Annotated in this window: 12 protein-coding genes; 2 read left to right on the forward strand and 10 right to left on the reverse strand. The window is 46.2% G+C overall.

Features of this window, described 5'->3' with window-relative positions; translation table 11 throughout:
- Nucleotide 1 precedes the first annotated feature (1 nt).
- Nucleotides 2-454: a D-aminoacyl-tRNA deacylase gene (gene dtd, locus G469_RS0100265; protein ID WP_028263343.1), complete on the forward strand. Its 453-nt coding sequence runs from the start codon at nt 2-4 to the stop codon at nt 452-454.
- On the opposite strand, the gene G469_RS0100270 is transcribed toward dtd, so the two are convergent.
- The 10 genes from G469_RS0100270 to G469_RS0100315 all read right to left on the reverse strand — a co-directional run bounded on the left by G469_RS0100270 (nt 451) and on the right by G469_RS0100315 (nt 11,254).
- Nucleotides 451-1,221: a hypothetical protein gene (locus tag G469_RS0100270; RefSeq protein ID WP_028263344.1), complete on the reverse strand. Its 771-nt coding sequence runs from the start codon at nt 1,219-1,221 to the stop codon at nt 451-453. The two genes, dtd and G469_RS0100270, sit on opposite strands and share 4 nt — an antisense overlap.
- A gap of 204 nt (nt 1,222-1,425) precedes the next feature.
- Nucleotides 1,426-3,006: a PSP1 domain-containing protein gene (locus G469_RS0100275; protein WP_028263345.1), complete on the reverse strand. Its 1,581-nt coding sequence runs from the start codon at nt 3,004-3,006 to the stop codon at nt 1,426-1,428.
- The gene (locus G469_RS0100280; RefSeq protein WP_051353650.1) at nt 3,006-4,163 is read right to left on the reverse strand and encodes a DNA polymerase III subunit; all 1,158 of its coding nucleotides are present in this window, start codon (nt 4,161-4,163) and stop codon (nt 3,006-3,008) included. Before G469_RS0100280 ends, G469_RS0100275 begins: the two co-directional genes overlap by 1 nt.
- A 1-nt stretch (nt 4,164) precedes the next feature.
- Nucleotides 4,165-4,794, reverse strand: a complete 630-nt coding sequence (gene tmk, locus G469_RS0100285) for a dTMP kinase (RefSeq protein ID WP_028263347.1) — start codon at nt 4,792-4,794, stop codon at nt 4,165-4,167.
- A complete protein-coding gene (locus G469_RS0100290; RefSeq protein WP_028263348.1) occupies nt 4,794-7,346 on the reverse strand; it encodes a DNA topoisomerase I in 2,553 nt (850 codons plus the stop codon). The genes tmk and G469_RS0100290 overlap by 1 nt, the downstream gene beginning before the upstream one ends.
- 86 nt (nt 7,347-7,432) lie before the next feature.
- Nucleotides 7,433-8,209 (reverse strand): twin-arginine translocase subunit TatC, encoded by a 777-nt coding sequence (tatC, locus tag G469_RS0100295; RefSeq protein ID WP_028263349.1) that lies wholly within the window; start codon nt 8,207-8,209, stop codon nt 7,433-7,435.
- Nucleotides 8,210-8,234: 25 nt separating this feature from the next.
- Nucleotides 8,235-8,756: a twin-arginine translocase TatA/TatE family subunit gene (locus G469_RS07805; protein ID WP_051353651.1), complete on the reverse strand. Its 522-nt coding sequence runs from the start codon at nt 8,754-8,756 to the stop codon at nt 8,235-8,237.
- 10 nt (nt 8,757-8,766) lie between these two features.
- A complete protein-coding gene (locus tag G469_RS0100305; RefSeq protein ID WP_028263350.1) occupies nt 8,767-9,081 on the reverse strand; it encodes an STAS domain-containing protein in 315 nt (104 codons plus the stop codon).
- 40 nt (nt 9,082-9,121) lie between these two features.
- Nucleotides 9,122-9,874, reverse strand: a complete 753-nt coding sequence (locus tag G469_RS0100310; RefSeq protein WP_028263351.1) for a tetratricopeptide repeat protein — start codon at nt 9,872-9,874, stop codon at nt 9,122-9,124.
- 90 nt (nt 9,875-9,964) lie between these two features.
- Nucleotides 9,965-11,254, reverse strand: a complete 1,290-nt coding sequence (locus tag G469_RS0100315) for an aminotransferase class I/II-fold pyridoxal phosphate-dependent enzyme (RefSeq protein ID WP_028263352.1) — start codon at nt 11,252-11,254, stop codon at nt 9,965-9,967.
- 114 nt (nt 11,255-11,368) lie between these two features.
- Here G469_RS0100315 and G469_RS0100320 point away from each other — a divergent pair, with 114 nt between their 5' ends.
- Nucleotides 11,369-11,614 (forward strand): hypothetical protein, encoded by a 246-nt coding sequence (locus G469_RS0100320; RefSeq protein ID WP_051353652.1) that lies wholly within the window; start codon nt 11,369-11,371, stop codon nt 11,612-11,614.
- Nucleotides 11,615-11,621: the final 7 nt, after the last annotated feature.

An 11,621-nucleotide genomic window follows, 5' to 3' on the forward strand; every position in this document is an offset into this window, starting at 1 on the left:
TATGCGAGCCTGTTTGCAACGCGTTACCCACGCCTCTGTTTATGTAGATAACCAAATTGTTGGATCCTGCAAACAAGGTTTTATGATTTTGCTCGGAGTAGGTCCTGACGATACAGAAAAGACGGCACAAGCTCTGTGGAACAAAATATATGGCCTTCGTATTTTTAATGATGAGCACGGAAGGATGAACGTATCTCTTGCCGACATTGATGGAGAAGTGCTGGTAATAAGCCAGTTTACTCTGTATGCAAACGCGCGCCGGGGTAAACGTCCTTCTTTTGTAGAAGCAGCTGATCCTCAACTTGGAAATAGGCTCTACGAGAAGTTCTGCGAATTTGCAGCACACGATGTATCTCATGTAGGTCGTGGCATCTTTGGCGCAGATATGCAGGTTGAACTGGTAAATGATGGTCCTGTTACCATCTGGCTTGATAGCAAGACACTAGGCTTTTAATTACGATGATACCGCGCGCGTTCGATGTCTTTCTTGGTAAGTGGAAGCGACCCTATACAAGGCAGCTTGGGACCCTCGGTGCGCACACGTAAATCACCAAAGCTCAATACGTCACCTTCCTGGCGTATTGAGCTTGTTTTATGGGGTTTTGTCTGCATTGCTGGTGCTGGGATATCTATAGTAGGAACCGCAGTCGTAGAAACTTGCACTGCTGCATACCTAGACGAAGGAGTATACGAGTTTTGCTCTATAGAGGAGTCGCTTGTTTTGCCTTTCGTAAACAAAAGTATGGGAATAAAAATCCTAGGCAAAACCGTAAGGCCAAGTTGGTACACAATACCCTTATCGTAAAATTCACAAAGATGCTTAATAACAAACCAACTTGCAATAATGCCAAACAACACAAGAGGAATAGCCATACGTTGCAGGCCTGTCATTTGTGAATGTACATCCAACAAATGCAAGGTATCAAGCGTAAACCCACCTCTTTGTGCAAGGCGAATCTGCACATAGGTATAAAAGGTGTAGACACCAACCAGAAAATATACCAACTCTCCAACAGCCCATACCAAACCAGGAATAGGCTTATCAAAACGCTTTCCTAGTTCATACTTTGAAAGACCTGGAATAAGAGATTTCCATTTTGCAATATCTAAATCACCAAAGATTTTCCAGTTACCCACAACCTCAAGGATAAAAAGTACAGGATTCAGCACATTCTTATAGAAGTTATATATAAGCATAATGATATATAAAATTAGGCCCATGCGAACTCCATAAGAACGTCCAATGCGTTGCTACTATAGGCTTAGCCTAATTCAAATGAATGTGTTTCTCAAGGCACCTACAAAAACAATTCGATTATTTGCTGTTCTACCCCAGTCAATGTACACGCGTACTCCCGCAAAGCATGAGCTTTACGGGAGTATTTATCGCTTGCTTTATGTTGAGTAGATCGTCTTAACTTACATCTACTCGCTTGTTTTGGAACCTTCACCAGAAGGACGCCTGCGTCTACGGCGAGCCTTTGGTGTAGATGTATGTTCTGCACCAGAAGTATGGGCGGTACTCTCTGGTTTGCGGCCATGTTTGGCTACATGTTGCGAACGAGAAGAACGTCCAGGACGATTGGTATTTTCCGCACGCTCAGAAGCTGGAGCTCCAACAGTACCACCCTTATCACCAGGACGACGAACACGACGTACCTTGTGGGAACCAGCTGGCTTGGAAGTCATTTGACCAGAAGTTTTTGTAGTTGCAGAATCCATAGTTTGATGAGGTGCAGCCGCACGATGATGACGACGTTTGGTTGGAGCCTTAGCCTGGGTAACATCAGAAGTCATTGTGCTTTGCTCAAAAACCATATTCTTGCGGCGCTCGCGGCGTGTTTTTGTGGGTGCAACTCCTAGCTCACGATGCTCGGAGCGACGACGAGAACCAGATGGGTGCTCTTGCGTATTATGAACAGGATTCTCGGGTTTCTCGGCAGCCATAGAGCTGTCTGAAAGGAAATTAGAGTTGGAAGACTGAGTAGTACGACGTGCACGACGCTGACGCTTGGTAGGCTCTACAAAGATATCCTGCTCATCAATGCTCTCTTCTGGAAGCAAACCATTCTTGCGGTCAAGCTCAGCCAACGCCATTTGAATCTCTGGCGAACTCAGTTTGTCTAAGGTAGAACGTGAAACCGTATCTGGACGACAAGCGCAGCCGAGTTCCTTGGACTTTGCACAGGCAGCTTCAGAAGCATCCATCTCTGCCAAAGGCACACGAATTTGTTTGCCGCTTTCAAGGCGTAGACATACCTCCTCTTTAGGTGTGTTGTACTCAACAATTTTTGCCTTACCTAAAGGAGTATCGATAACAGCATTGCGCTTGGGTGCGCGAGACTTAAACTCACGATAAGCTTCAAATTCATAGCGCAAACAGCACATAAGCCTGCCACAAGCACCAGAAATTTTGCTGGAATTAAGCGGGAGATCCTGCTCTTTTGCCATACGGATAGATACAGGCTCAAACTCACGACCAAACCTTCTACAGCACAGTTCTTGGCCACAGTGGGCATAACCGCCAACAATGGCAGCTTCTTCACGCACACCAATTTGACGCATATCAATACGTTCATGCAGTTCATGAGATAAATCACGCACAAGCTGACGAAAGTCCACGCGCTCCTCTGCAGCAAAATAGCACACGGCCTTCTCGCCATCAAAAAGATACTCCACGCCAACGGGCTTAATCTCTAAGCCAGAAGCTTTGGCCAAACGATGAAAGATCGGTAGCGCCTCTTCGCCCTTACATGCAAGTTCATCTGCACGAGCAAGATCTTCCTCCGTGGCAATGCGAACTACAGAGCTTAATGTAGCTTCACCCAGCGTCTCGCCTAGCTCTTCTTCAGGGACAACAAAAGAATCGCGCGTAACCAAACCAATCTCGGTGCCACGCTCAGTAGAAACGATTACATGGTCCCCCATACAGGCACCCGAAGCAACTGGATCAAACCACAGCTCGTGGACAATATAGGGAAATTTCACCGGCAAAACGGTGGGCATTACAGTGCCTCCTTGGCAGATAACAGCATGACTTCTAAAGCCAACTGAGGTGTTACATTATGGTTGATGTCTGCAATTGCCACATCAACAGCTTCTAGTGCACAAATTACACCTGTGATAGTAGTAGTTGCACCTATACGCTGAATGACATCACTATGGTCTATATTGATAGGTGCCACATCCACATGCTCACAGTACATAAGCACATCTCGTAATAAAGATTTTGCTGCAGCTAGAGCCTCTATCATACCCGAACGATCTTTTGAGGTAGCTTCACGCTTTTTTATAGCCTCAAGTTCACTCTGAGCTTTCTTGGAAAGATATTGCTCCACAATGGCAGCTTCTTGCTGCTCTTCCTCGCTCAGCTTAGCCTCATCTACCTTCTTTTTACTCTTTTTTTGCGGCGAAATAGCATGAGCAATTCTTTGTGCCGCTTGCAGAATATCCCAAGAGTCAGCATGAGCTAATTCACTAAAAGCACGTATGACCTGCGTACGAATTTCCTGACGTGCAGCAGACAAGAGATACTGTTCCGCCTGTTGAGGTGTGCCTGTTATTGCAAGCGCAATCTGTGCTCGATAATCGTCTATACCACATGCCAGCTCTATAGCACGGGCACCTGTTTGGGGAGAAAGTACACTAAATGGCACCGTCTGACAGCGAGAAACAATAGTAGGCAGCACGTTATCCAACGTACGAGCAATGAGGATAAACACAACGCCAGCTGGAGGTTCCTCAATAGTCTTAAGCAAAGCATTTGCACTGGTACCATGCAGCATATCTGCCCGCTGAATAATGTATACCTTAGACTTTGCGCGTACGGGAGTTAGTTGTACATCATCTATAAGCTCACGAATTTGACCTGCCAGATAGTCAGATACACCAGCAGGGCTATACCAATGAACATCAGGGTGTGTACGATGAGCAACACGGATACAGTCATCGCAATGAGCATCTCCACCATGAGGACAAACTAAACTTTGCGCGAGAGCTTGAGCTGCTAGTGTTTTACCAGCTCCAGGTGCTCCTACAAACAAATACGCATGAGAAATACGCCCACTAGCAACAGCCGATGTCAAGAAACGCTTAACACGTGGCTGCGCTACAATCTGATTAAACGCAGGCACTTCTTGAATATGTTGCTCTCCCAAATCCATGTTATGCACCTAGCTGAGGAACCAAATCAACCAATGCAGCGCAAATGCGCTGATATACCTCGTCAGGAGTGCCCGACGCATTGATAATTTGTGCTCGATGAGGATTATCATGAGCTACTACCATATAGCCTTCACGAACCGCAGCTTGAAAGTTTAAGCCCTCCGCTTCAAGACGATCGGTACCGCCCTTTGTTGCACGAGCAAAACCTTCGCGCGGATCCAAATCCAAGATAAGTGTTCTTGTAGGATCTACACCACAACTGCCAAGCTTATTTGCCATAAGCACACGCGGAGCATCAATACCACGACCACCCGCTTGATAAGCATAGGTGGAATCATAAAAGCGATCACATAAAACCACAGTACCTGCAGCCAAAGCTGGCTCAACAACCTGTTTGACCATCTGAGCACGTGAAGCTTCATATAAAAGCAATTCACACTCGTCGCTCATCTCGGCATTATTGGTATCCAAGAGTACCGCACGAATGGCCTCAGAAATCTTTGTGCCACCAGGCTCACGCAGACAAATAACATCTACCCCAGCAGCCATCAACGCATTATACAAACGCTGAATCTGCGTAGTCTTACCGCAGCCATCAATACCCTCAAGGGTAATAAATACGCCCGCCATTATGAAGACTTCTTTACAGTACGAGTGGGTGTTTTCTTGGTTGCTGCTTTCTTGGTTGTTACTTTTCTAGTAGTTGCCTTCTTTGCTGTAGATTTTTTTACACCACGTCGTACGGTCTTTTCCTTGGAAGGACACTCGGGATTGGGACACAATTTCCAAGGACCACGAGCTGTTTGCACCTCTACCATAGGTGCACCGCAATCAGGGCAACGATCAGCTGTTGCGTGCAGCTCACCACGTGCGGGCAGAGGATAGCTTGTTTCACATTCTTCGTAATTGGTACAGCGAATAAAACGTTTACCAGTCTTCTCGGATTTATGAGCAATGAGCTTACCCGAACGACCTTGCTCAGCACAAATATGACAAGTGCCTACCACAACATCAGGCTCTTGATTAGTGGAGCATGCAGGATTTACACACACCTCAAATGCCTTACCCCTAAAGGGGCGACACTTGATACGGGGAGCCCCACACTCGGGACATACTGCCGCATCTCCCTCCAGAGCATCAATGCGCACATTGGAAGGTACGGGGAAAGTAACATCACAGTCTGGCCAGCCCATACAACCAATAAAGTTACCGCGTGTCTTTGCAGAAGACTTAAGCACAAGATCTTTGCCACATTTAGGGCAGGTACCTACACGAGCATCCGCGGTTACGGCATCAGAAATGGATTCTCCCAAGTCCTCAGTATGCTCGATTAAACCCTCCATCATCTCAGCGAGAAGCGCACGCGAATGCGTAACAACGCTGTTTTGTGTATCGCTACCCTCAGCAACTTTGGTCATATCCTGCTCAAGCTGACTCGTCATCTCTGGAGAGGTAATATGTGGTGCATAGGTTTGCAAAGCATCAATAATAGCCATACCAAGTTGGCTGGGTTCTACAGGATCATTCTTGAGATACTTTACGGCATAAAGACGCTCAATCATGGATGCACGAGTAGACTTAGTGCCTAGACCCAAGCGCTCCATCTCTTGAATGAGCTTACCTTGGCTATAACGTGCAGGAGGTTCCGTTTGTTTTTGCACAAGCTCAACCTTCTTAATAGCAACGGTATCGCCCTTCTCAAGAGCAGGTAGTTGTTCATCTTTTTTTAGGCCAAAGGGATATATCGCACGATAGCCTGCAACCTTTAAGACATCACCCGAAGCTTGAAACAACTCACCAGCACTATCAATCTTAAACTTAGTTCCTTCAATAACAGCAGGATCCATAAGTGTTGCCAAGAAACGCCGAGCAATCAAATTGTATAGTTTCCATTCTGCGGGCTGCAAATTATCTGGGTTAGCAGCGGCCGTAGGATAAATGGGCGGGTGGTCTGTGGTTTCTTGCTTACCGCGTGTAGGATGGAGTTTCTCGCCAGACAAAATGCTGTTGCAAACATCCTTATATGCAGCGACTCCCTTAAGTGTGGAAACAACACCGCGCAAGTCCAGTGAGGAGGGGTACACCGTATTGTCTACGCGAGGATAGCTGATAAGACCATCCATGTACAAAGACTCTGCCAAGCGCATAGTACGTGCAGGGGAAATTCCTTCTGCCGCAGCTGCAGCCTGCAAAGATGTTGTATTAAAAGGAGCGGGTGGATTAGATTTACGCTCACGCTTGATCACATCAACTATCTTGGCAGAGGTGACACCATCACAAGCAGCAAAAGCCGCCTGAGCTGCAACACCATCTGTAAAGCGATTTTTAGCGTGAGCAATCTTAAACTCATCATCACCAGAGGCTGCAATACCATTGATTACCCAATAGTCTTCTGGAATAAACGCCATTCGCTCACGCTCACGAGCCACCACCAAAGCCAATGTTGGCGTTTGTACACGACCTGCAGAACGCGTATTACCAAAGCCACTGCGCTTAGCAACGGTTAAATAGCGCGTAAGCACAGCACCCCAAATAAGATCAATATAACGACGAGAATCACCTGCGTCTGCAAGGTCTTGATCAAGCTCAACTAAATTGCTAAACGCATGATCAATCTCGCGCTTAGTAAAAGCAGAGTAACGGGCACGACTTACTGGAACATCAGGTGCAACTTCACGGATTTGGATAAGTGCATCCGAACCAATAAGTTCACCCTCACGGTCAAAGTCTGTACCGATGATGACAAAATCTGCCTTCTTGGCAAGATTTTTAAGTGCACGAATAATTTCCTTCTCGGCAGGGAGCTTCTCTACGGGTGCCCATACCAAATAAGGCAAAGAGGCAATATTCCACGACTTAATAGAGATGCCATCCTCCATATAAGGACGACGTTTGGAAGCAAAGGGAGGTGTAGGAAGCGTTTTGGGAACATCGCAAGGAAGCGCTTCCCCATCTTCCGTTACACCAAACCAGCCACCACGTTTGCGATAGTGCATCTCTGGCGGAAAATTTGGCTCTAGGATATGTCCACGTAAACCAATGGTTACCCACTCGTCACCTTCGTGTTCAAAGCGGTACACCGGCGTGTTATACACCTTGTCAGATTTGGGCTTACCCGTATCACACAATAGGCGTGCGATTTGCTGGGCTGCATCATTTTTTTCTGCAACTACAAGCTTCACTCGCATGCTCCTTTAAATCAATTAGTAAAAACAATAATCGCAAACAGTGCTATGAGCATACCCACAAAGGCGGGTATTCGTAAACACTAGTTGCGATTAGCGTAGTCCTCACGTGTCCACCTTAGGGCCTGCTTGCCATCACGAATAACGATAACCTGGCGTGCTACTGCCAAAGAAATCTCATACAAAGAAATGAGTGCAGCAAACATCAAAATCATAGTTACTGGTGAAGCATCAGGTGTAACAACTGCGGACACTGCCATAAGCCCTACGTAAATATACCGCCAAGCACCACGCATGGTGGCATATGGCACCACATGCAAGGCACTAAGATAAAACACCACAAGAGGTAACTCAAAGGCAATACCAAAGCCAATCTCTAACAATGTAATCAAGCTGATATAATCCTCAGCTTGTGGAATTACTTTTGCGAAATCGATGGCTTGCTCATTGAGCCAGCCAAATGCGGCGGGTAGCGCTACAAAGTAACAAAAAACCATGCCCAAATAGAACAGCAGCACCATAGCTAACACCGTAGGAACAACCCATCTGCGCTCGTTAGGCTTAAGAGCTGGTAGAAAGAATGCCAGAATTTCCCAAATAACAATGGGTGTACACACGATAAGACCAGCATACATTGCTACCATAAAACGAATGGTAAAACCACCTAAAGCGGTAAGTACTGCGAGCTGTCCACCAGGAATATAGTCACGTATGGGGTCAAGAATAACGTCAATAAGGATTGGCGTTGCTTCATATATCACAAGCGCAGCAATGATAAGGGAAACAACGATAATAGTAAGACGACGACGAAGCTCTCCTAAGTGATCGAGCAACGGCATACGAGCTGGTCCGATAGGCATAATGTAACAGGGATGAGGCTTGCGCCTACTCGTCCCCCTCCTCCTTTACAGAATCGCTTGCATCTTTCTTTGCAGCAACTACTGCAGGAGCTGCGGTGGTAGTAAGACCATAGAGAGAAGCAGCACTTGTGGAAATCTCGGGCTCAGGGTCTGGTTCAGAAGTGGGTGCTGGTGCGGGCTCGGGCTTGGAAGAGGCTTCTTCCTGGGACATAACGTCTTCTTCAGAAGATGAAACTTCCGCGGTTTTCTCGGCAGCAGCTTCTGCAGCAAGACGAGCTTTCTTTTGAGCAAAAGTTTCCTTCTTGCTCACGTCAATGTCTGCATCAAGCTCATCCTCAATGGAGGAACTCATATCTGCATCTGCACCTTTGCTAATGGGATCGATAATCTCAGACTGAACAACCTTAGTTACACCGTCTTGTGCCGTCCTAAACTGACGAAGAGCACGACCGATGGTTTTACCCATACCAGGTAACTTATCTGGTCCAAACATCAAGAAGCCAAAGAGCAAAATGAGTACAAGCTCTGTCTCTCCAATACCAAACACTAGGTGCCTCCTAGTCCAGCACTACATTGAGCTCGGAATCTACCCCAAGCAAGGAAAGTACGCGAGCGACATTTTTCTGGGGGTGAATAACAGACAGTATGCCGTTTTGTTCGGCTGCCTTGTGAGCTACACCAACCAATACACCAATACCGGTAGAATCTATATAGCTTACCTCGGAAAGATCAACAATAATCTGAGCAGGTTTTGACTCCAATGCAGCAAAAAGCGCGTTACGAAGCTCGTCTGCACAGGAAACGTCTACTTCGCCACTTACCATAAGGGTAATGCCAGTTGCAGTAGTTTGTGTTGTAACTAAAAGGTCCATAGTGTGTCCTTTCAAACTTGCTTACGTAAGCTTATGAGACTTATCGAGAAGAACCACCCAAAAGGCTCTGCAAGCTTTGACCAGTAGAATTTGAATTGGTATTTGTTGCATCAGAAGAGGTGCCTTCCATGCTAGCAAGCTGGTTTTGTGCAAAAGATTTTGCGCCATAGGCATCGTCCGCATCTACAGAAATGGCGGAATTATATGCCTCCTTGGCCTTCTCGGTATTATTAGTAGTCTGATACATCAAGCCTAGGTAGGCCCAAGCAGGACCATAATCTTTACCAGCGCCTGCGGTGTACTTCTCCATGGATGCAAGTGCCGCATCCGTATCTCCCGAATAGTACTGTGCCATGGTGCGGCGTACGTAAACATCTGCAGAATCATTAAGTGCAAGGTATTTATCATAGGCGTCCATTGACTGCTTATATAAATCATTTACATGAGCTTTGCCTGCATCATCCGAAGCAAAAGATGTAGCAGTACCTGCCCAAGCCATGTAACTATTTCCCAAATTGAGAAGGGCAGCAAGATCGTTGCTATCAGAAGCAAGGGTAGTTTTGTACTCCTCAACCAGCTTGCCGTATCTCTCGTCCACATCAGACATGGATGTAATAGCAGCATCTGTGTTTACAGCAGATTGCGCAGACGAAGCAGCGCCCTTTTGTGCAGTAGCCATAAAGATGGACGATAATGAAGGCAACAAAATGGACAAGACCATCAGAACCGCAAGGATAGCAACAACGACAACGGTAAACCGTTCGCGTGCTGTTTTATGCTTCTTTTTTGCCATAACCAATCCTTCGTGGACTCAGATTTTTTCTTATACCTATAGCACTATATATAAAGTGACAGCTTTTTATTTTACAGAAGTCTTTCTAAGCTACGACTGACGGTGTTGTTTTTCCAAACGAGCGGCAATGTATTTAACACAGACGATAAAAACATCCAGTGCTTGATCTAATTCCTCCATGGAAGGAAATGTAGGAGCAATGCGAATATTAGTATCACGTGGATCTTTACCGTAGGGCCAGGTAGCGCCAGCACTTGTTAACTTTACTCCCAGCTGAGCAGCAAGGGCAACAATGGCTTTTGCAGAACCTTCGGGACCATCAAAGCTTACAAAATAGCCTCCCTTGGGGTGGGTCCACCGTGCAATATCCAGTGCAGATAAGCTCTTTTCTAACTTAGAAAACACCAGATTGAAGCGCGGTCCCACAAGAGCAGCATGTTTTTTCATGTGCTCGGCAACGTGCTGAGCATCTTGCAAGAAGCGCACATGTGCCAGTTGAACCATCTTATTGGGGCAAACACGATGAAAAGAAAAGGCTGTCGCAAGCTGAGCAATATCTTCATCAGAAGCTGCAACCCAAGACATACCCGCACCAGGAATAGTAATCTTTGATGTAGAGGCAAACTCATATACCAAGTTTGTTGTACCCGCTTGCTCCAGTGCATCAAAGATGTTGAGAAGTTCGTCTGCAGGTTCCTCTAAATCATGTACACAATAGGCATTGTCCCAATAAATCCTAAAGTCTGGTGCTGCAGGCTTAAGCCTTGCAAAGCGACGAACCACCTCATCAGAATAGGTAATACCTGTGGGATTAGCATACTTGGGCACACACCAAATACCCTTAACAGATGAGTCCGTTTCCACCAGACGACAGACCTCATCCATATTAGGTCCGTCTTTAGTTAGTTCCACAGCTACATTTTGAATACCAAAAGAAGCTGTGAGTGCAAAGTGACGATCGTACCCTGGGCTGGGACACAAAAACTTTATGGTCCCCTGTTTGTACCAAGGCTCACTACCACCAATGCCTCGAGTAAAAGCGTTTTCTATGGTGTCGTACATGATATGTAAGCTGGAAGAATCCTCTACTAACACATTGTTTGGGTTAACATTCAAAAGCTCTGCTGCCAGCTGTCGTGCTGAAGGCAATCCTTCCGGACAACCATAATTTGCAGCATCCACGCCCTTATCGATAAAGTCCACAGAGGACGAAAGTACATCCACAAGAGGACGGGACAAATTGACCTGGTCAGAATTAGGCTTACCGCGCGCCATATCCAATGCCAAATTCATGCTACGAAATTCAGAAACCTGCTGTTCGAGTTGGAAAAGTTCCTGATCCAGCTGCTCGTTAGTAAGCGACTGATAATAATTTGACACGACCGCTCCAAACACTATCCAAACGCCAATGTAATGTGCATTCTTACTATCCCACAAATGTCAGGCCATATTGGGTACTATGCCTATATTCATATGAGTGATGTAAGGAGTTGCATGAATACACAAGCGGAAGAATATGGAGAACTTCAGCGTTTGGTTGATGAACTATATGCAACTGATGAGATAGTTTCCCATATAGACATAGTGGTCCGTGCCGAGATGAACGACTTATCTAACGAGCTTATGGAGGTTGTTGAGCTGGTGCCTACGGGCAACTATTATCGCGCGCGCTTGTGCGACCAGCTCAACTCAATTATTACCGCCCATGGCTGGGGCTACGTATACGGAACAGTAAGCTAAAAAGCTA

Source organism: Atopobium fossor DSM 15642, assembly GCF_000483125.1.
Classification (GTDB): domain Bacteria; phylum Actinomycetota; class Coriobacteriia; order Coriobacteriales; family Atopobiaceae; genus Atopobium; species Atopobium fossor.

Coding starts and splice junctions, on each gene's coding strand:
- G469_RS0100275 (WP_028263345.1), bottom strand. CDS start 3,006: ATGCCCACCGTTTTGCCGGTGAAATTTCCCTATATTGTCCACGAGCTG.
- tatC (WP_028263349.1), bottom strand. CDS start 8,209: ATGCCTATCGGACCAGCTCGTATGCCGTTGCTCGATCACTTAGGAGAG.
- tmk (WP_028263347.1), bottom strand. CDS start 4,794: ATGGCGGGCGTATTTATTACCCTTGAGGGTATTGATGGCTGCGGTAAG.
- dtd (WP_028263343.1), top strand. CDS start 2: ATGCGAGCCTGTTTGCAACGCGTTACCCACGCCTCTGTTTATGTAGAT.
- G469_RS0100280 (WP_051353650.1), bottom strand. CDS start 4,163: ATGGATTTGGGAGAGCAACATATTCAAGAAGTGCCTGCGTTTAATCAG.
- G469_RS0100320 (WP_051353652.1), top strand. CDS start 11,369: ATGAATACACAAGCGGAAGAATATGGAGAACTTCAGCGTTTGGTTGAT.
- G469_RS0100310 (WP_028263351.1), bottom strand. CDS start 9,874: ATGGCAAAAAAGAAGCATAAAACAGCACGCGAACGGTTTACCGTTGTC.
- G469_RS0100305 (WP_028263350.1), bottom strand. CDS start 9,081: ATGGACCTTTTAGTTACAACACAAACTACTGCAACTGGCATTACCCTT.
- G469_RS0100270 (WP_028263344.1), bottom strand. CDS start 1,221: ATGGGCCTAATTTTATATATCATTATGCTTATATATAACTTCTATAAG.